The organism is Cypionkella sinensis, from assembly GCF_042646385.1.
In the GTDB taxonomy this organism is placed as follows: Bacteria; Pseudomonadota; Alphaproteobacteria; order Rhodobacterales; family Rhodobacteraceae; genus Cypionkella; species Cypionkella sinensis.
In genome coordinates this window covers 1,561,292-1,580,447 of the sequence record NZ_JBHRTO010000001.1, presented here as the reverse complement: position 1 = coordinate 1,580,447, position 19,156 = coordinate 1,561,292, and the positions used below count along the sequence as shown (strand labels likewise).

Genomic DNA, 19,156 nt, shown 5'->3' with positions numbered 1-19,156 from the left:
TTGCTATCATACTCCACATCGCGTATCAATGTGCTTCAAGTGAAGCCAGCTTGTCCCACCACATCCAGCGCTAAATGGCGGGACAGTTGGCGGGACAGCGGAAAACGATCTGGGGGCCGACATGGCGCTGACTGTCAAAGGTGTGGACGCGAAGAAAGAGCCCGGCATGTATGGCGACGGTGGCGGACTTTACCTGCGTGTCGGGCCGACCGGCGCAAAGTCTTGGATCCTGCGAACCGTCATTCTTGGGAAGCGTCGTGAACTTGGCATCGGTAGCGCTGATTTGGTGACGCTTGCAGAGGCCCGCGACAAGGCCGCAGCATTGCGCAAGGAGGCCCGCGACGGAGGCGACCCAGACGCCACCCGCAAGACCGTCCAGCGCGCTGCAATCGCGGCACAATCGCGCGACCTCATGACCTTTGCAAAGGCGGCCGATCACGTCCACAAGAAGCTTCTGCCGAGTTGGCGCAATAAGAAGCACGGCGAGGTCTGGCTTGCCGGTATCGAATTGCACGCTAACCCGACGATGGGAAAGAAGCCGATCCACTCCCTAGGTCGTGATGATGTGCTTAAGGTTCTAGAGCCGATCTGGACCGAGAAGCCGGAGACGGCCAAGCGACTGCGGCAGCGCATGGCGACGGTTTTTGATTGGGCTATCGCAGAGGGGCACTATCCACACGCGAACCCGGTGCAGGGTCTGAAATTCGCGCTGCCAAAGGTGGCGACGAGGCTATGCGACGCGTAGGAGAGGCGAGAGAGGCCCAAGTCGGAGGGCTGCGCCCCTTGGGCGGGTACTAATAACGCATATCTGCTGGAGTCGTTTTTGTGCTAGGCTGCGATGGGCAATCTGCGAGAGGAATTTGCGCGTCTGGGGCTGTGCCGATCCCAGTGAGCTTCGCCAACCTGCACATGCCCACGGACTTTAGATTCCCGCGCGAAACAATGGGGCATCGAGGCCTAATGCGAGGTACTTTGAAACAACGCCTTGCTGGCGGGGTTTCATGTGAACGAATCACTCTTCGAAAGTTGTCCTTGCACTCGGCAGCGCGGCCTAACTGTAAGCGCGTTGACAAGACGCGACGTAAATTGATTCAACTTTACCGTGAAAGGCCCGTCCGCGACGTTGTCATGTCACTTTTAGACCTAGCGCAAAACCACGAAATGTGTTCATAACTATCATCGTGATAGGTTGGCATGGAGACAACGAGATGCCAAATGAGATGGTCGGAGGTCAACAGACAGGCGGTAACAACCCACAGAAAGCTGGGAACCTGCGTCGTCCAGAGGCGTTTACGAGAGTGGTGAGATTCTTGGCACAGGAATCTTCTCAAGTGATCATCACCACTCACGCGGAAGAGCGCATGTACGAGAGGGGTATCACAACAAAGATGCTCTTCGATACTTTGCGGAAGGGTGTACTTGTTGGAAACGTTGAGGAGGCAAAGAAGGCTGGAGATTATCAGGGAAAAATTGCGGCGCAAATGCCCAATAGGCGACATGTGGGCGTAGTGACGGTGGTGAAACAGGGAGAAAAACTGATCATCGTTACAGTTGAATGGGAAGACGGCAGATGACTAGAGAGTTTTACGTGGATGGGAAAGAAAAGGCAGAATCCCCGTTCGTTTACCGTATGTCAGGACTGGACGATGTGGTCCTGTTGAACGGGTTCGTACGTCACGAAACTGAGTATGGCGACGGCGTGTCGATCGATCATGTCGACAATCTCCACTTGGCAATCGCCCTGCACATCCTAACAACCAAAAAGGCGCTTTCACCAAAAGAGTTTCGCTTTCTGCGCGGCGAATTGGAGTTGACCCAAGATGCATTGGGCGACCTAATTGGCGTAGATGGGCAAACCGTAGCACGGTATGAAAAAGGATCGACGCCAATTTCTGGCCCAGCAGATCGGCTTATTCGGGTTTTCTTCGTTATCAACCTTATGCCCGAAGACCAGATGAAAAATCTCCTCTCAGAGATGAAAGATGCCATTAAGCAGGACGAACTAGACCAGAAAGAACCAGCCCGCTTCCGTGAAAATCACGGCAAATGGGAAGAGGCCTATTGCGGCTGACAGTTTTGCTTTTTTGAAATGCAAAGGTATGGTCTTGGTGGCCATACCTTTTTTTATTACAAAAGGACGACCTTCCCCGCACCATCGCGTCTGTTCACGGTCGGCTCGCTGCTCGATTCTGCCAGACGTTGGCTTTGTTTAAGTAGGAGATCAGATTGGCTGAACTATTAAGCCGAGGACTACAGCGCCAAATTCTTACCGACCTGGCGGGTGTTTACCCCAAGCGCGTAAACATTAGTGGCGCTTGGGATGACGTTGACCGCAACACCCTGATCGTTAACCTCCGTTATCTGACCGAACATCATATGGTCGATATGCAGTGGTTGGCGCTGCAAAATGGAGAGATGAAGCTTGGGGCTCCCTGCATCACCGCGCGCGGCCTAGACTTCCTTCAAGATGATGGCGGCTTGTCCGCAATCCTCGGCGTAGTTACCGTCAAACTGCACGATGACTCGATCAAGGCCCTGCTGATAGCACGAGTGAACAGTACGGACGCCGAAGAGGGGGTTAAAGACCAGCTTAAAGATGCGATCCGCTCCTTGCCAGCAGAGGCTACCAAATCGGTTGCCATGCGGCTTTTGGAATATGGAGTATCGCAGTCACCTTTGGCGTTGGCAGCTTTTCAGAAATTGATCGGTCTTTGATGATCGCCAGCCGCCCCGCCACATCGGTTCGAACTGCTGATTATCCAGCGCCCCCGGCAGCGTGAAGCGATCCATCAGCGAGGGCGGCGTTGCTGCGCTTGCTCTAGGCGTTGCCGCTCTGTGATGGATTTGACGCCTTGCCGAGCAAGTCTCTGCTCTCTTGCGTCAGTCTGCTCGACCGCCCGATCACCGCCCGCTTCACCCGCTCTGCCGCCGCCAGTTGCCCCGGCGTTTTGTTCTCCGGCTGCGCCAGCGCCGCTTCCGCGCGCATCAGGAGCGGAAGAAGCCGCGGAGATACCCATGGTTGCTTGTTTGGAGATTGCATCGCGATTGGGCTCCTTCGTCGGCAGTGCGTGATAAGCGACTTGGCGCAACAAAATCCACTCTAGCAGATTTTCTTCTTTCCGACGAGGTCCATACCCGGGCCCGCGCGTTGGCAACGGGCTTTCGGGCATCCACCAAGCATCATTGCCGTTGAGGTTTTTGCGCCGCGTGTTGCTGTCCGTCTTATCGTTGATGCTGTCGGGGTCCAGCGCAAGCTGGAATTTATCTAGGCGTATCCTGTCGTAAGCCGCGCCGTCTGCGGTGCTGCGCGGTGAAGCTGTGTTGCTGAACACTAGCGAGGGACTGTTGACCTGCGCCGATTGGGATTTGATCATCCGGAACGGTCGTCAGCGCGCCTGTCGGCCGTCGCTGTTAGAGGTCGCAAGTAGCCGCTCTGTGACCGCGCCTGCGGCAAAGCTGCTTCCCAAACGTATCAATGCTGAAATAGTTGCGCCATGAACCGGGCTGACCCTTGCTTGGCCTCAGAGCATGGTTCCATTCGCGCTGCGCCTGTTGCTGTCAGACCCGCGGCCCATGCCCGTTTTAGGTTTGGAGGCCGATGACTGGCCGATCAGGCTGAACAGCGACATGCCACCGGCCCCGCCGTTCATGCCGTAGATCGAGCGCAGATCGGTGGTCAGGCCAGCCGCGTTGTTTTGCGTGGCCTTGGTCAGTTCCACCTCGGACATGCGCATTTCACGCAGACGAGCAGCTTTCGCGTTCGGATCTTCTTTCGGTTTCATGCATCACCCTTGCGCCGTTTCGCAGCAATTTCCGCTTCAGGGTGCTGGGCAACAATGCACGGAGCGCGACAAAAGAGCCGCAGACAGACGGAAATGCCTGCGGTCTCTGCTTCGCGTGTTGCTTGCAATCGCCTCGTCGCCAGTCCGATCATTCCTAACGCAAGAATGGGTTGCTGCGCCGACTGCTGCGAATGTCGTTCAACTTTCCAACCCGGTTCAACTCTGCAAGATCGAAAAGCGACAATCCTGATTTGAAAACTCCCGCCATTACGCTCTGCCCCGGCCTGATCGACCGGGCCTGCGCAGAGTAATCCGCTGCCTCCTGCATCCGATTGCCGACCTCAATCCGTCGCTCACGGTTTCGGGTGTCACGCATGGCGCTGAACACTTCCGCTGTGCCGGAGTTGGGCCGCTGTCCATTGGCCGCCAGTGTGGCGCGCAGAGTGGACAATTCGGATCCAAGGTCTTGCCGCGCCGTGGTGTTGGTCTGGTTTGCGCGGGCCTGCCCGATCTGGGCGCTGATCTTGGCCTGCTGTTTTGCCGCCGCAGCCTCACTGGCCGCACCCACCCCGCCGAGTATAGAACTGCCCGCGCTAAACATGGTCGCGGCTGTCGTCGCTGCCGTAGCGCTTGCGGCCGTGCCGCCGAGAAGGGGGAGGAGTGCTGCCTGCATCTTACACCTATAATTCGCGTGTTGGGGCCAACTTGTCGGGGATGGGCCTCAGGACTTCGATTTTCGAATGATCACGCATGATCAGCATCGTCTTCGATAATTTCGACAGTGCGCTGACCGGGGCGAACAAACTCGTAGCCGCCTCTTTCCTGCCGCGCGTCAATATGAACGGCAACAGGCGAAACCTTGGCATCACCCGCCAAGAATTCAGCCATCCTCGCCCGGATGACCTCGGATTTGCTGTTGAGCATAAGATCCAGCGCCACATCCAAAGCGCGAGCCCGATAAAGGGACTTTTTGGTGTCGGCGCCCAAGATAAAGCGCTTTTGCACCTCCTCCAAGTGATCGCGGACAGCGGCCCGTTTCATGGCCTTGTGATACCCGGCCCGCGAAACGCCCGCCTTGTCGCAGGCGGCGGCAATGGTAAGGCCTTCTGTGACGTTCAATTCAATTGCTTGCCGCAGTTTTGCAGAAATGCGAGGGATAGGGCGGGGCGCAAGGGCAATGAGTTTGGACATGTGCGGATCATGCCTGCTTTTGGCTAGTATCCCGATGCACCGCGCCGCGCGTGCGGCTGCTTGGCCCGAGTGGGCGTGAGAAGCATCGCCAGCGGGCGCCTGCGCTAGACGGGTTGCGGCGGTTGGTGGCGGATAGGTTGAGAAATAATAATGGGAGCCAATTTTGACAGTATGCGTTTCAGTTAAAGTGAATGACTGCATTGTGTTTGCAGCGGATAGCGCCATGACAGTTACTGATGCAACAGGGCAGGTGATCAACGTCTATAATGGCGGCGACAAAGTGTTCAACCTGCATCGTGAGTGTCCGATTTCTGGCATGTTTTGCGGCATGGGAAGTATTGGTGAGCGATCAATCAGCAGCCTCTCGAAAGAGCTACGATGGGAACTGATGAATGGCGGTCACCCCATAAACCCCAAGGACTACACCATCGAGCAAATTGCCGACCGCGCTTACGAATTTTTTAACCTAAAGTATGTTACGCCGTTTCAAGACCCATCCCACAACCTTGAGTTCTTCGTAGGTGGATATGGTGACCCAGGAACACATGCTGAGATATGGAAAATGACGATCACCAGTGGTGTCTTGAACAAACCTTCTTTGCTTCGGGGCGAGGGAAATCATGGCGTAGACTGGGCAGGACAAACATCGCCAATCATGCGGCTATTGATTGGAATTGATGACAGATTTGTGCAGGTGTTGACTGATGCCGGCGTTGATCAGGCTGGTGCGCGCGCGGCCTTCGATCTTGCTCGTCCCGGCCTTGAAACACCTATGGCTTTCCCAGTTATGCCAACTTCGGATGCGATCAGGCTCGCGCGCTTCCTCGTTGACGTAACAAAGGGTTACTTCTCTTTTGCACCCGGCGCTGATATCGTTGGGGGCGAAACCGATATAGCCACCATTACCAAGTGGGAAGGTTTCCGGTGGGTAAAGAGAAAGCACTACTATCCACGCGATCTAAATGGAGGCGATCATGGCCATGTATGCTGACTACACTGCTCCACAGAAGCAGCCGACCTACAATTATCAGACACCGGAAAATGGCGCAGGCGGCACATCGCCGACGGGTCAGGGCAAGCCCCCAGTGGCCAATCCTGAATTTGTGCGCATCGCGGTTGACCAACTGAACAAGGCGTTCGGCAAGTAGCGCAGTAGAAGACACCTCTACCCCAACCCCGCTCCGGCGGGGTTTTTCTTTGCCCTCATGACGCCCAATACCCGGCTATAACCGCACCCGGTTCGCCTGCCTACAACCGCTTGCAGTGAAGTCCCGAATGTTCGGCAGAAGATCGGGCGTCAGTTCAGTTTGGCCTGCGCCGCCCTGAATGCCTCATCGACCCGCACAGCAAAATTCTTGTCGCCCCTCCGTAAAGCGGGAATGATTCCGCCGAGATAACTGGAAGAGACAGCCAAGTACCCACTAAAATCGCTCTTGTTTGGCCTATCTGGCCCCTGCAATCCAAGCGCTTTAAGCGTTTCGACTACTGCTGTGATTTCAACCAAAAGCATGTTGAGGCGGTCCTGACGACCAAATGGGGGCCCCTCGGCCAAAACATCTTGGCAATGGCTCAGGACGTAAACGGCCTCGTCAGCCGCTGCGTCGGCCCTTCCCTTCCAACTGATCGGGCGCCTCCCATGATGCGCTGCTACGAAGCTGTCCAACCATAGACCGGATAAAAACCCGAGCCCGCCACCAACCAACCACGACAGAGCCGCCCAATCAAGCAGCTTGGCAGACCATGCCACCGACCAACGCAGAGCCTCCGGCATCAGCGGTGTGGCAATGTCCACGATCAAACCAACAATGACCGGCGCAAGTAAGGCTGCCACTATCCAGGATACGATTTTTTTCATGGCTGAGACGCTGATCTAACGCCCTCGATTCGTCCAGCGCCGACATATCCTTCGCCCCCTGTGCCGAACCCCTAAGCAGGCGCCCAACGTCGTCTGAGGGCTTTTGCAATCCGGGTGCGCCCAATATTCAAATGCTTCTCCCAGCTTCCCAGCCAAGCATGCCAAGGATGACTGGAACTTTCAAAAAAAATCAAAATCCGCGCGAGGTAGGGTCGAGTATATACCAGCGCGACCCCGATTTTCCCCCCACCCCCTCTGCCAAGCACCCCCCGGGGGGCTATTCGGTCGAGCCCCTCCTGCATGCCTAAGGCCCGCAACCTTTAACAGTTACGGGCCTACCATCGTTTCCCCATCACAGGATAGGGTTTCGCCCTAGGCCTAGACCTGAGACGCTATCCCCAGCGCAGAGAGCGCCCGCCGGTAAAGGGCCGCCTCGGGCTGGCCTGCGTCTCCCTCACCAAGCGCATCCGTCAGCGCCATCACGATCTGCCTGTAAACGTCGAGGGCGTCAGAAGCTGGCAGTTCGACGGCTTCAAACTCAAGCAAGCGCCGGTGCGCCGCTTCCTCGTCTTCGCTCTCAGGTGTTGAAAAGTGGCCGCTCGATGTTTTCAAGCGACTTGACTGCCACTCGGTAAAGACCGCGGTGACTGTGCGTTCGGATTGTTGCGGCATAGTTCATTCTCCTGCGTTGCCTCTCGGCGTTTGCGCGGCGCGCGGATGCGAGCCGGAGGATGAAAGGAAAAGCCGCGCTTTTGAGCCGCGTGGCGGGACCAATGGTGGGACAAGAAGTCTGCCCGCAACAAAAGTCTTTAAAATTCAATTGCTTGGACTTGGTGGTTTGGTGGAGCCAGGGAGGATCGAACTCCCGACCTCTTGAATGCCATTCAAGCGCTCTCCCATCTGAGCTATGACCCCATCTTTGGCACAACGTTGGGCGCGTCGTGATCGTCTTGGTGCGCGGTGTTTAGGCGAGGGCGCGGGGGGGTGCAAGAGGAAAAATGCACGGGCCCGCGCCCAAATTGCGCCACGCTGAGAAAAGCTTAAACGTCTTCCTCGTCGCCGGGAACGTCGGTCAGATCATCCAGCGAAACGGTGTCGTCGGCGTCATCTTCCAGCAGTTCATCGTCGAGTTCGGCATCATCGGCAACGCCTGCAACCAGCAGATCATCATCTGCTTCCAGATCATCGACCAGAACCGCGTCATCGTCTTTCTCAGGTTGCACGCGCGCGATTACGGCAGCGGCCATCTTGCGGCGAGCCGATTCGATATCGACGATCTCGCCCGTGTAGGGGCTGACGATCGGCGTGCGGTTCAGGTCGTAAAAGCGCTTGCCGGTGGTCGGGCAGACGCGCTTGGTGCCCCATTCAGCCAATGGCATGGTGTTCCCTTTGTTCAGTCTGGCCCTTGCGGGCTGTCAATTCGGAATGAAGCCGCTTGCCACAAGGCAGGCCGAGTGTCAAAGGCTTTTGTCGCCACCGGACCTTTTGCAGCGGTTGCGGCCAAGGCTCAGATAGGTATGCTCTGCCCCCATGTCCAGATCAGCGCAGTTTCTGCTTCCCGGCCCGCCCCCGATCACCATCACCTTGCGCCGCAATGCGCGCGCGCGACGGTTTTCGCTGCGGGTGTCGCAGGCGAATGGCGGGGTGACATTATCTTTGCCGACCCATGCGCGCGAGGCCGAGGCTTTGGCCTTTGCCCGCGCACAGGAAGGCTGGATCCGCGCGGCGGTGGCGCGGATGCCGCAGGTTGTCGGCGTCGGGTTGGGCTCGGTCCTGCCGGTCGAGGGTCGGCTGTTGCGGCTGGAAAGCGGGGAGGGTCGGTCGGTGCGCATCGAGGGCGATGCGTTGATCGTGCCGGGCGATCCAGACCGGGCTGCGGCGCGGGTGTCGGCCTATCTGCGGGTGCAGGCACGCAACAGGCTGGTGGCGGCATCCGATCACTACGCCGGGATGATCGGGCGCAAGGTGACACAAGTGAGCTTGCGCGACACCCGGTCGCGCTGGGGCTCGTGCACCTCGGACGGGGCGCTGATGTATTCGTGGCGGCTAATCATGGCACCGCCACGTGTGCTGGACTATGTCGCCGCCCACGAGGTCGCCCATATGCTGGAGATGAACCATTCAGATCGGTTCTGGGCGGTGGTGCAGCGGCTGTTTCCGGGCTGGCAAGCGGAACGCGCGTGGTTGAAGCGCGAAGGCGGCGCGCTGCAGGCCATCCGGTTTGATGCCGCAGGGGATTGACCAATCCGCCGATGCAGTGCTTGGCTAAGTCATGTCCATCCCGCCGCGCATCCTGACCACACGAATGGCCGACCCCAATGCGGCAGCGCATGAGCGGGTCTATCGCACCCTGCGCCAACAGGTCCTGCATGGCGAGCTTGCACCGGGGCAGGCGATGACCATCCGCGGCATTGCCGAGCAGTTTGCGGTCTCGATGACCCCAGCGCGTGAGGCTGCACGGCGGCTGGTGGCGGAAGGTGCCTTTACCATGTCATCCTCGGGGCGGATTTCCACGCCAGAACTTTCGCCAGAACGCATCGAGGAACTGGCCGCCATCCGCGCCATGCTGGAGCCTGAAATGGCCGCCCGTGCCCTGCCGCGCGCGCATTTCGCGTTGATAGATCGGCTGGCTGCGATCAACGCGCTTAATCAGGAAGCGGTGATCAATCAGGATGCCGTGGGGTATGTGCGCACCAATCTGGAATTTCACCGCACGCTGTATCTGCGCGCCCAGACGCCTGCCATGCTGGCCTTGTGCGAAACCGTATGGCTGCAACTGGGGCCGACGATGCGGGCGCTGTATCAGAAACTGCGCCGCCGCGACATGCCGCAGCATCATCGGATGATACTGGCGGCTTTGCGTGCGGGAGACGAGCCGGGCTTGCGCTTGGCGGTGCGGACGGATGTGACGCAAGGCTTGCGACATCTGGCAAGTTGAGGCGACGGAAATCTGTGGCAGGCGCGTTGAAGCAGCACGTATACAGGAGATACCATGCCGCCGCTTTCCACGCTCGACCGTCGCACCGTTCTGAAAGCCCTTTCGCTTGCCCCTTTGGCGGTGCTGCCCAGCGGGCTGGCGGCACGGGCCGAAACTGCCGGGCTGATCACAACCGATGTCTGCCTGTTGCAGAAAGAAGTCACCGAGGGGCCGTTCTACATCGACCCGCACCTGCTGCGCTCTGACATTACCGAAGGTAAACCGGGCCTGCCGCTGCAATTGCGTTTGCAGGTGGTGACGGCAGATTGCGCACCCGTGGTGGGCGCGCGGGTGGATGTGTGGCACTGTGACGCGACCGGGGTCTATTCCGGCGTGCAGAACATGGGCGCGGGCGGTGACACCACTGGGCAAAACTTTCTGCGCGGCACGCAGATGACGGATGTGGCGGGGGTTGCAAGCTTTCAGACCGTTTTCCCCGGGTGGTATCGTGGCCGGACCACTCACATTCACTACAAGGTGTTTCTGGATCAGCGCAGCGTGCTGACCAGTCAGATATTTTTCGACGAAGCCGTCATCGCCGAAATCTACGCCGAACATTCCGCTTATGCCCGCCGGGATAAGCGCGATGTGATGAATGTGGATGATGGTATCGCGGCTGACGCGGGCGCGGGTGCCTATGCACGGGTCAGGATGACCGCGCCCGATGGCGTGGCAGAGGCGGCTTTGGTCGTGGGAGTCAGCCCCGAAGCGGGTGCATCGGGGCTATTGGATTGGCTGTTGAACAAGGCCTAGGGCCGAGGTTTTGCCCGCATCAGGCGTGGATCGCGCCATCGCCACAGGCCAGCGCCGCTTCGCGCACGGCCTCGCTGTAGGTCGGATGGGCGTGGCAGGTCAGCGCCAGATCCTGTGCCGAGGCGCCAAACTCCATCGCCACGCAAACCTCGTGGATCAGATCGCCAGCGCCGGGGCCGATGATATGGCAGCCCAAAATCCGGTCGGTGGTGGCATCGGCGAGCATTTTCACAAAGCCTTCGGCTTGGAAAACGGCCTTGGCGCGGGCATTGCCCATGAACGGGAATTTGCCGACCTTGTAGGCGCGGCCCTGTTCTTTCAACTGCTCTTCGGTGGCCCCCACCGAGGCGACTTCCGGGCTGGTGTAAACCACACCGGGGATCACCGCGTAATTCACATGGCCCGCCTTGCCCGCCATGATCTCGGCCAACGCCATGCCTTCGTCTTCGGCCTTATGCGCCAGCATCGGGCCGACAATCGCATCGCCGATCGCATACAACCCGCTGACATTGGTGGCGAAATGCGCATCGGTCTTGATCTGGCCGCGCGGCAGCATCTCTACCCCCAACGCCTCTAACCCCAGACCCTTCACAAACGGTTTACGGCCGGTGGCGACCAGCACCACCTCGGCCTGCAAGCTGGCCTCGGTGTCATTCTTGCGCAGTTTGTAGCTGACCTTTGCTGTACCATCCTTGGTTTCGACACCCTGCACCGCCGCGCCAAGGATGAATTTCAGCCCCTGTTTGGTCAGGATACGCTGGAAGCTTTTCGCCACTTCGCCGTCCATGCCGGGGGTAATCGCATCAAGATACTCCACCACCGTCACTTCGGTGCCAAGACGCGCATAGACCGAGCCCATTTCAAGCCCGATCACGCCCGCGCCGATCACCACCATGGTTTTCGGGATCGACGGCAGTGCCAAGGCCCCGGTCGAGGTGACGACGATGGTTTCATCCACCGTCACGCCCGGCAGGCTGGAAGGCTCGGAGCCGGTCGCGATCACGATATGCTTGGCCTCATGCACTTCGTCGCCGATCTGCACCTTGCCGGGGGCGGGGATGGTTGCCCAACCTTTCAGCCACGTGATCTTGTTCTTCTTGAACAGAAACTCGATGCCCTTGGTGTTGCCGTTCACCACATCGGCCTTATAGGCCTGCATTTTCAGCCAATCGACCGTGGGCGCGCCGCCCATCAGCCCCATTTTTTCAAAGTTCTCATGCACTTCGTGCAAGGAGTGTGTGGCGTGCAGCAGGGCTTTCGATGGGATGCAGCCGATGTTCAGGCAGGTGCCGCCCAAGGTGTCGCGGCCTTCGACCACGGCCACGTTCAGCCCCAGTTGTGCGGCGCGGATGGCGCAGACATAGCCGCCGGGGCCAGCACCGATGATGATTGCGTCAAAGCTTGCCATGGGTTTTCCTTCGTAGGTTTGGTGCAGGGGCGCGAGAGGCGCGAGGTGTCAGATCAAAGCCGCCAAGATCATCGTGACAGTGGCGGCGAAACCAACCGCCCAGATCCCCGACCGCCACGGCCGCAGGCCAAAGGCATAGGCCGGGACGTAAAGCACGCGGGCGGCGAGGTAGATATAGGCGGCATATTGTGTGACGGCGCTGGATTGGTTGCCCAATGTCACCACCACAACGGCGAGGGTGAACAGGATCAGCCCCTCAAAATGGTTGTTCAGCGCGCGTTGCAAACGGCCTGCCACAACCGACAACTGCCGCGACGGTGGGCGGTCGCGCGGGCTCGATGTATAGCCGGTGCCAAGCTGCATATTCGCCGGGATCGCGAACAGCGCGAATTGTCCAGCTTGCAGCAGGCCCGCAAGGGCGAGGGCGGTCAATTCCGGTGTCATGGCGTTTTAACCTTTTTCGCGCGCTTGCGGTGATCCCAACGCTTGCGGTTCTCGGGGGTGAGGTAGGTTGCGCGTTGCTGCTCCAGCCAAGCCAGCGCCGTTTTTTGCAGATCGTGCAACAGCGCATCCGCATCATAGCGCGCCAGACGCTCGGTCACACTTGGCAGATGGCGCTGGATCGAGCTGTCTTCGCCCGTCGCACGCTCGGCAATCTTCCACATTTTTGAGCCGAGCAAATGGTTGGCGTGTTCTTTCGCCATGCCATCGCCGCGGATATTCTTCAGCAGAAATACATCTTCGGATCGCACGAAATAGTGGTGAATATCGGCGTTGGCCCAAGTCAGGTCTTCATCTTTGATGCCACGATAGTTTGCAGCGGTCAGATGCGACTGGCCACGGTTGGGGATCTTGCGGCCCACCGCGTTGCGGACGATGACTTCCGGGTCAAGCGGGTCTTTCGGCATATGGTCGATGGCACGGGCATAGCGGTTGGGGCGGAACAAAGATTTGTGGAACACAAGTTGTTCGTCGATATGGGCGGAGCATTGAGTTTGTTCGGCCAGCAAACTGCCGCCCTGCCAAAGCTGCCGCCCACCGCTGGCGATAAAGCGCCACGCAACGGCGACGGTATCGCAGGAGCCAACCGCTTGCAGCAGATCGCCCACCATGCCCGCGCCAGTGGTGACGTTCAGAAACTCATCCGCGTCGATGTGCAGCAGCCATTCCACATCCGCCATCGCCGGATGCGCCAAGGCACGGGCCAGCCCCACAACCTGCGGTGGCTCACCGGGGGCGACTTCGTTGCAGACATGGACGATGGGTTCCAGTTCGGCCAGCCGATCCGCCATCAGATCGGTGCCGTCCTGGCAGTTGTTGGTGACAAGGAAAATCCGGTCAAAGCCGATGCTGAGGTGATACGCCACCCACTCCAGCAAAAACACCGCCTCATTGCGCATACACACCACGACGGCGCGCTTGGTGCGAGCTGGGGCAGCGGTCTGGAGGTGAGGCGAATTCACGCAAAACACTTTCAGCATGGTAGCGCGGGCGGTCAGAAGCCTGACCGCCCGCTGCTGGTTACAAATCCATCAACAACCGACGCGGATCTTCCAGCGCTTCCTTGACGCGCACAAGGAACGTCACCGCCCCTTTGCCGTCCACAACCCGGTGATCGTAGGACAAAGCCAGATACATCATCGGACGGATCACGATCTGGCCTGCGACCACGACCGGGCGGTCTTGGATTTTGTGCATCCCCAGAATCCCCGACTGCGGCGGGTTCAGGATCGGCGAGGACATCAGCGAGCCATACACCCCCCCGTTCGAGATGGTGAACGAACCGCCCTGCATCTCGGCCATCGACAGCTTGCCATCCCGCGCGCGCAGGCCGAGTTCCGAGATTTTCTTCTCGATCGCGGCAAAGCCCATCTGATCGGCATCGCGCACCACCGGCACCACAAGGCCAGTCGGCGTGCCCACAGCGACACCCATATGGACGTAGTTCTTGTAGACCACATCCTGCCCGTCAATCTCGGCATTCACTTCCGGGATTTCTTTCAGCGCATGGGTGCAGGCTTTGACGAAGAACGACATGAATCCCAACTTCACGCCATGCTTTTTCTCAAAGATGTCTTTGTATTCATTACGCAAAGACATGATGCCGGACATATCCACCTCGTTATAGGTGGTCAGCATGGCGGCGGTGTTTTGCGCGTCTTTCAAGCGGCGCGCGATGGTGGCGCGCAGGCGGGTCATTTTGACGCGCTCCTCACGCGCGGCATCGTCTGCCGGAACCGGCGCGCGCGGAATGGCGGCGGGGGCAGGGGCTGCGGCAAGCGGTGCCGCTGCCGCAGCGCGTGCCACGTCTTCCTTCATCACCCGGCCATCGCGGCCAGTGCCTTGGACCTGATCGGCGGACAGACCCGCCTCTGCCATCGCCTTCTTGGCCGAAGGCGCGTTTTCCACATCGCGCGGCGCGACCACTTCGGGGCCAGCACCGGGCGAGCCGACAGCAGCGGCCGCAACGGATTTCGGTTCTTCGACCTTCGCCGGGATCGGCGCTGCAGTGGCGGCACCCGCGGCCCCTTCAGTCACAATCGCCAACCGCGCATTGGCGGCAACGGTCGTGCCTTCCGGCGCGATGATTTCGGCCAGCACACCCGACACCGGCGAGGGCACTTCGACCGAGACTTTATCAGTTTCAAGCTCGCACAGCATCTCGTCTTGCTTGACCACATCGCCCGGCTTTTTGAACCAGGTCGAAACCGTGGCTTCCGAGACGCTTTCGCCCAGCGAGGGCACCATTACATCCGTCATTTCCATCTCCTGCGCGTCGGCGCGTTATAATCGGTCAGCCGAGCGCTTCGTTGACCAGGGTTTGCTGTTCGAATTTATGCTTGGAGGCCAGACCCGTCGCGGGCGAGGCCGAGGCCGCACGGCCGGCATAGCGCGCGCGGGTATTGGTCGCGCCGATGTTGATCAGCAGCGATTCCAGTTCCGGCTCGATATGGCTCCACGCGCCCATGTTCTTCGGTTCTTCCTGACACCAGACCCATTCCGCACCTTTGAACCGCGACAGTTCAGCGGTCAGCGATTGCTTCGGCACCGGGTAAAGCTGTTCGACCCTTAGCAGATAGGTGTCGGTCAGCCCACGTGCATCGCGTTCCGCCAGCAGATCATAATAGACCTTGCCGGAACACAGCACGACCCGCTTGATCGCATCATCGGCGTTCAGCTTGGTTTCCGAATGACCCTTCTGCGCATCATCCCACAGCACGCGATGGAAATAGCTGCCATCGGTGAAATCGGACGCATCCGAGATCGCCATCGGGTGCCGCAGGAGGGATTTCGGCGTCATCAGGATCAGCGGCTTGCGGAAGTCGCGGTGCATCTGGCGGCGCAGGATGTGGAAGTAGTTCGACGGCGTCGTGCAGTTCGCAACGATCCAGTTGTCATGCGCCGACATCTGCAAGAAGCGTTCCAACCGGGCCGAAGAATGCTCCGGCCCCTGACCTTCAAAGCCGTGCGGCAGCAGGCACACCAGCCCCGACATCCGCAGCCACTTGCTTTCGCCCGAGTTGATGAACTGATCAAACATGATCTGCGCACCATTGGCGAAATCGCCAAACTGCGCTTCCCACATCGTCAGCGCATTGGGTTCGGACAGCGAATAGCCGTATTCAAAACCCAGCACGGCGTATTCCGACAGCATGGAGTCGATGACTTCATAGCGGGCTTGGCCGGGACGGATGTGGTTGAGCGGGTAGTGGCGTTCTTCGGTGGTCTGGTCGATGAAGGCGGAATGCCGCTGGCTGAACGTGCCACGGGTGCAGTCCTGCCCCGACAGCCGCACCGGAAAGCCCTCAACTTGCAAGCTGCCAAAGGCCAAAGCCTCGGCGGTGGCCCAGTCAAAGCCGCTGCCAGTCTCGAACATCTTCTTCTTGGCGTCCAACTGCCGCGCGACGGTCTTGTGAATATCAAAACCTTCCGGCACGCGAGTGAGCGCCGCGCCCACCTCGGCCATGGTTTCGGGTTTGATCCAGGTTTCACCGCGCTGGTAATTGTCCAGATCCTTGGTTTTCATGGCTTTCCAGCGCCCATCCAGCCAATCGGCCTTGTTGGGTTTGAAATCCTTGCCGACCTCGAACTCCTCATTCAGGCGGGCCTGGAACGCTGCCTTCATATCTTCGATCTCGCCTTCCGGGATCAGGCCATCGGCAACCAGGCGGTCGGTGTAAAGCTGCAAGGTGGTCTTTTGCTTGCGGATGGTGGTGTACATCGCCGGGTTGGTGAACATCGGCTCGTCGCCTTCGTTGTGACCAAAGCGGCGGTAGCAGAAGATATCCAGCACCACATCCTTGTGGAAGGTCTGGCGGAATTCGGTCGCCACTTTCGCGGCATGCACCACGGCCTCTGGGTCGTCACCGTTGACGTGGAAAATCGGTGCTTCCACCATCAGCGCGATATCGGTGGGGTAGGGCGACGAGCGGCTGTAGGCGGGGGCCGTGGTAAAGCCGATCTGGTTGTTGACGATGATATGAATGGTCCCGCCGGTGCGGTGGCCTTTCAGACCCGACAGACCAAAGCATTCGGCAACCACACCTTGCCCCGCAAACGCCGCATCGCCGTGCAGCAGCACGGGCAGCACTTGGCTGCGCTCGGTATCGCCGAACTGATCCTGCTTGGCGCGGACCTTGCCCAGCACCACTGGGTTCACCGCCTCGAGGTGGCTGGGGTTGGCTGTCAGAGATAGGTGCACGGTGTTGCCGTCAAACGTCCGGTCGCTGGACGCGCCAAGGTGATATTTCACATCGCCTGAGCCATCGACTTCTTCCGGCTTGAAGCTGCCGCCCTGAAATTCGTTGAAGATCGCGCGGTAAGGCTTTTGCATCACATTGGCCAGCACGTTCAGACGGCCCCGGTGCGGCATCCCGAAAATCACCTCGCGCACGCCCATCGCGCCACCGCGCTTGATGATCGCCTCCATCGCCGGGATCAGCGCCTCGGCGCCATCCAGACCAAAGCGCTTGGTGCCCATGTATTTGACATGCAGGAATTTTTCGTAGCCCTCAGCCTCGACCAGCTTGTTCAGGATCGCCTTGCGGCCCTCACGCGTAAAGGCGATTTCCTTGCCGTAGCCTTCGATCCGCTCTTTCAGCCAAGCTGCCTGCGCCGGGTCAGAGATATGCATGAATTGCAGCGCAAAGGTGCCGCAATAGGTGCGCTTCACGATGTCGATGATCTGCCGCATCGAGGCCATTTCCAGGCCCAGCACGTTGTCGATGAAGATCGGTCGATCCATATCGGCTTCCTCAAACCCGTAAGAGGCGGGGTCAAGCTCCGGGTGGTTGCCACGCTCGGTCATCGCCAGCGGGTCAAGATCGGCGGCCAGATGGCCGCGGATGCGGTAGGCGCGGATGATCATGATGGCGCGGATGCTATCCAGCACCGCCCGTTGCACTTGCGCATCCGACAGGCTGACACCCTTTTCCACAGCCTTTTCAACGATCTTCTTGGCAGCACCCTTCGGCTCTGCCGCTGCCGGCCATTCCCCTGTCAACGCCCCGGTAATGTCATCCGAAGGCGTGGGCGGCCAATCGGCACGCACCCACGAGGGGCCTGTGGCCTGCCGCTTGGCGTCCATCTCTGGCTCAGCCAGTGAGCGGAAGAAATCCGCCCATTGCGCATCAACCGACGCAGGGTCCGCGGCATAGGCGGCGGCGAGTTGGTCAATATAATCCGCATTCGCGCCTTGCAGGAAGCTGGAGGCGTGGAATTGGCTGTTGGGGGATTGTTCGGTCATGATGTTACCTCTGACGGGTTGGGACCAAAGCGGTTGGGACCCGGTTGGGAAGGTGTGAAGCATAGAAAACACATAGCGATGATGTCGATTACCAGCGCGCCTGTAAGAAGATATCCAGCGAGAATTGCGCTGCCGATCCCCCGCCCATCGTCGCCGGCCCCTGTCTTGGGCCAGATCAGAAGGCTGATGAACGCCAGCAACATCGGCAAGCCAACTGCAAGTATAGGAAGCAAATAAAGCGCGGCGGCCCATAGCATCGAAAGCCCAAGGTCGTGAAAGCGGCGAACAACGGAAGAAAACAACGCACTTGCGATGCCGACGCAGCAAAGCACAGGTATCGCGCGCAAAAATTTCATCACGCCGGAGTCGTATTCGCCGCTAATTTTCAACGTATCCGCGAAGCGCATCAGAAGTAAGCTAGACTGAAGGGCATTGACGGCAAGCAGGGCTAGAATTGCCAAACATATAAACGGAACAAACTCCGAGCGGTTGGCCCGCCCGGAGATCTGGAACGCCTTGCGAAAGGCGTCCGAGATGATTTGCACCGCGTCCATGCTCAGCCCTTGATCGCTTTCAACACAGCCTCGCCCAAGTTCGCCGGGCTGTCGGCCACCACGATCCCGGCCATTTTCATCGCCTCGATCTTGCTTTCCGCGTCGCCCTTGCCACCGGCGACGATAGCACCGGCATGGCCCATGCGGCGGCCCGGAGGGGCGGTGCGGCCAGCGATAAAGCCCGCGGTGGGTTTCCAGCGGCCACGTTTTTTCTCATCGGCCAGGAACTGCGCTGCTTCTTCCTCGGCAGAACCGCCGATTTCCCCGATCATGATGATCGAATGCGTGTCAGGGTCGGCCAGGAACATCTCAAGGATATCAATATGCTCCGAGCCTTTGATCGGATCGCCGCCGATGCCGATGGCCGAGGTTTGGCCCAAACCCACGTCGGTCGTCTGCTTCACTGCCTCATAGGTCAGCGTGCCGGAACGGCTGACCACGCCCACCGACCCCTTCGAGAAAATGCTGCCCGGCATGATGCCGATCTTGCATTCACCGGGCGTCATCACGCCGGGGCAGTTCGGCCCGATCAGGCGCGACTTCGAATTGATCAGTGCGCGCTTGACCTTCATCATGTCCAGCACCGGGATGCCTTCGGTGATCGCCACGATCAACTCCATCTCGGCATCAATCGCCTCAAGGATGGAGTCAGCCGCGAAGGGCGGTGGCACATAGATCACCGATGCATTGGCACCTGTGACCGCGCGGGCCTCATGCACGGAATCAAACACCGGCAGGTTCAGGTGGCTGCTGCCGCCCTTGCCGGGGGTCACGCCGCCAACCATCTTGGTGCCGTAAGCGATGGCCTGTTCCGAGTGGAATGTGCCTTGGCTGCCAGTGAAGCCTTGGCAGATGACACGGGTGTTGGAGTTTACCAGAACCGACATGTT

The 19,156-nt window shown here is 59.3% G+C and carries 23 protein-coding genes and 1 tRNA gene; 9 read left to right on the top strand and 15 right to left on the bottom strand.

The genetic code is table 11. The features are described 5' to 3' along the window. Positions 1 to 121 precede the first annotated feature (121 nt). From ACFOGH_RS07880 to ACFOGH_RS07865, 4 genes are all read left to right on the top strand, one after another. Positions 122 to 745: a tyrosine-type recombinase/integrase gene (locus tag ACFOGH_RS07880; RefSeq protein WP_380072521.1), complete on the top strand. Its 624-nt coding sequence runs from the start codon at positions 122 to 124 to the stop codon at positions 743 to 745. A 463-nt stretch (positions 746 to 1,208) separates the two neighbouring features. Further along, a complete protein-coding gene (locus ACFOGH_RS07875) occupies positions 1,209 to 1,574 on the top strand; it encodes a DUF4258 domain-containing protein (protein WP_380072520.1) in 366 nt (121 codons plus the stop codon). A gap of 56 nt (positions 1,575 to 1,630) precedes the next feature. Next, entirely contained in the window at positions 1,631 to 2,071 is a 441-nt protein-coding gene (locus ACFOGH_RS07870) for a helix-turn-helix domain-containing protein (RefSeq protein ID WP_380072519.1), read from the top strand. Positions 2,072 to 2,226: 155 nt separating this feature from the next. After that, the gene (locus tag ACFOGH_RS07865; protein ID WP_380072518.1) at positions 2,227 to 2,715 is read left to right on the top strand and encodes a hypothetical protein; all 489 of its coding nucleotides are present in this window, start codon (positions 2,227 to 2,229) and stop codon (positions 2,713 to 2,715) included. A gap of 74 nt (positions 2,716 to 2,789) precedes the next feature. On the opposite strand, the gene ACFOGH_RS07860 is transcribed toward ACFOGH_RS07865, so the two are convergent. From ACFOGH_RS07860 to ACFOGH_RS07845, 4 genes are all read right to left on the bottom strand, one after another. Further along, positions 2,790 to 3,374: a hypothetical protein gene (locus ACFOGH_RS07860; protein ID WP_380072517.1), complete on the bottom strand. Its 585-nt coding sequence runs from the start codon at positions 3,372 to 3,374 to the stop codon at positions 2,790 to 2,792. A gap of 147 nt (positions 3,375 to 3,521) precedes the next feature. Next, a complete protein-coding gene (locus ACFOGH_RS07855; protein ID WP_380072516.1) occupies positions 3,522 to 3,782 on the bottom strand; it encodes a hypothetical protein in 261 nt (86 codons plus the stop codon). 154 nt (positions 3,783 to 3,936) lie between these two features. Further along, positions 3,937 to 4,455, bottom strand: a complete 519-nt coding sequence (locus ACFOGH_RS07850; RefSeq protein ID WP_380072515.1) for a hypothetical protein — start codon at positions 4,453 to 4,455, stop codon at positions 3,937 to 3,939. A 71-nt stretch (positions 4,456 to 4,526) separates the two neighbouring features. Continuing rightward, positions 4,527 to 4,973 (bottom strand): hypothetical protein, encoded by a 447-nt coding sequence (locus ACFOGH_RS07845; RefSeq protein WP_380072514.1) that lies wholly within the window; start codon positions 4,971 to 4,973, stop codon positions 4,527 to 4,529. Positions 4,974 to 5,196: 223 nt separating this feature from the next. Between ACFOGH_RS07845 and ACFOGH_RS07840 the strand changes: the two genes are divergently transcribed. Both ACFOGH_RS07840 and ACFOGH_RS07835 read left to right on the top strand, forming a co-directional pair. Continuing rightward, complete coding sequence (locus tag ACFOGH_RS07840; RefSeq protein WP_380072513.1) at positions 5,197 to 5,964, top strand: hypothetical protein; 768 nt, start codon at positions 5,197 to 5,199, stop codon at positions 5,962 to 5,964. Beyond that, a complete protein-coding gene (locus tag ACFOGH_RS07835) occupies positions 5,948 to 6,121 on the top strand; it encodes a hypothetical protein (protein WP_380072512.1) in 174 nt (57 codons plus the stop codon). Before ACFOGH_RS07840 ends, ACFOGH_RS07835 begins: the two co-directional genes overlap by 17 nt. A gap of 149 nt (positions 6,122 to 6,270) precedes the next feature. Here the strand turns inward: ACFOGH_RS07835 and ACFOGH_RS07830 are convergent, their stop codons facing one another. From ACFOGH_RS07830 to ACFOGH_RS07815, 4 genes are all read right to left on the bottom strand, one after another. Continuing rightward, positions 6,271 to 6,828: a hypothetical protein gene (locus tag ACFOGH_RS07830; protein WP_380072511.1), complete on the bottom strand. Its 558-nt coding sequence runs from the start codon at positions 6,826 to 6,828 to the stop codon at positions 6,271 to 6,273. A gap of 378 nt (positions 6,829 to 7,206) precedes the next feature. Further along, complete coding sequence (locus tag ACFOGH_RS07825; protein ID WP_380072510.1) at positions 7,207 to 7,500, bottom strand: hypothetical protein; 294 nt, start codon at positions 7,498 to 7,500, stop codon at positions 7,207 to 7,209. Positions 7,501 to 7,667: 167 nt separating this feature from the next. Next, positions 7,668 to 7,743, bottom strand: a tRNA-Ala gene (locus ACFOGH_RS07820). A gap of 125 nt (positions 7,744 to 7,868) precedes the next feature. Continuing rightward, the gene (locus ACFOGH_RS07815; protein WP_322320703.1) at positions 7,869 to 8,207 is read right to left on the bottom strand and encodes a TIGR02300 family protein; all 339 of its coding nucleotides are present in this window, start codon (positions 8,205 to 8,207) and stop codon (positions 7,869 to 7,871) included. 151 nt (positions 8,208 to 8,358) lie between these two features. Between ACFOGH_RS07815 and ACFOGH_RS07810 the strand changes: the two genes are divergently transcribed. The 3 genes from ACFOGH_RS07810 to ACFOGH_RS07800 are packed head-to-tail and all read left to right on the top strand — an operon-like array spanning position 8,359 to position 10,558. Next, complete coding sequence (locus tag ACFOGH_RS07810; protein WP_380072509.1) at positions 8,359 to 9,069, top strand: M48 family metallopeptidase; 711 nt, start codon at positions 8,359 to 8,361, stop codon at positions 9,067 to 9,069. 31 nt (positions 9,070 to 9,100) lie between these two features. Then, positions 9,101 to 9,766 (top strand): GntR family transcriptional regulator, encoded by a 666-nt coding sequence (locus ACFOGH_RS07805; protein ID WP_380072508.1) that lies wholly within the window; start codon positions 9,101 to 9,103, stop codon positions 9,764 to 9,766. A gap of 54 nt (positions 9,767 to 9,820) precedes the next feature. Further along, a complete protein-coding gene (locus ACFOGH_RS07800) occupies positions 9,821 to 10,558 on the top strand; it encodes an intradiol ring-cleavage dioxygenase (protein ID WP_380072507.1) in 738 nt (245 codons plus the stop codon). A gap of 19 nt (positions 10,559 to 10,577) precedes the next feature. Here the strand turns inward: ACFOGH_RS07800 and lpdA are convergent, their stop codons facing one another. The 7 genes from lpdA to sucD are packed head-to-tail and all read right to left on the bottom strand — an operon-like array spanning position 10,578 to position 19,153. Next, the gene (lpdA, locus tag ACFOGH_RS07795) at positions 10,578 to 11,966 is read right to left on the bottom strand and encodes a dihydrolipoyl dehydrogenase (protein ID WP_380072506.1); all 1,389 of its coding nucleotides are present in this window, start codon (positions 11,964 to 11,966) and stop codon (positions 10,578 to 10,580) included. A 48-nt stretch (positions 11,967 to 12,014) separates the two neighbouring features. Further along, the gene (locus tag ACFOGH_RS07790; protein WP_380072505.1) at positions 12,015 to 12,410 is read right to left on the bottom strand and encodes an MAPEG family protein; all 396 of its coding nucleotides are present in this window, start codon (positions 12,408 to 12,410) and stop codon (positions 12,015 to 12,017) included. After that, a complete protein-coding gene (locus ACFOGH_RS07785) occupies positions 12,407 to 13,447 on the bottom strand; it encodes a glycosyltransferase family 2 protein (RefSeq protein WP_380072504.1) in 1,041 nt (346 codons plus the stop codon). The genes ACFOGH_RS07790 and ACFOGH_RS07785 overlap by 4 nt, the downstream gene beginning before the upstream one ends. A 40-nt stretch (positions 13,448 to 13,487) precedes the next feature. After that, positions 13,488 to 14,726, bottom strand: coding sequence for a 2-oxoglutarate dehydrogenase complex dihydrolipoyllysine-residue succinyltransferase (gene odhB, locus ACFOGH_RS07780; protein WP_380072503.1), 1,239 nt, complete (start codon positions 14,724 to 14,726; stop codon positions 13,488 to 13,490). A 34-nt stretch (positions 14,727 to 14,760) separates the two neighbouring features. Further along, on the bottom strand, positions 14,761 to 17,712 hold the full coding sequence (locus ACFOGH_RS07775; RefSeq protein ID WP_380072502.1) for a 2-oxoglutarate dehydrogenase E1 component: 2,952 nt from the start codon (positions 17,710 to 17,712) through the stop codon (positions 14,761 to 14,763). Next, on the bottom strand, positions 17,709 to 18,266 hold the full coding sequence (locus ACFOGH_RS07770) for a DUF805 domain-containing protein (RefSeq protein WP_380072501.1): 558 nt from the start codon (positions 18,264 to 18,266) through the stop codon (positions 17,709 to 17,711). The genes ACFOGH_RS07775 and ACFOGH_RS07770 overlap by 4 nt, the downstream gene beginning before the upstream one ends. 2 nt (positions 18,267 to 18,268) lie before the next feature. Then, entirely contained in the window at positions 18,269 to 19,153 is an 885-nt protein-coding gene (gene sucD, locus ACFOGH_RS07765) for a succinate--CoA ligase subunit alpha (protein WP_380072500.1), read from the bottom strand. Positions 19,154 to 19,156 lie beyond the last annotated feature (3 nt).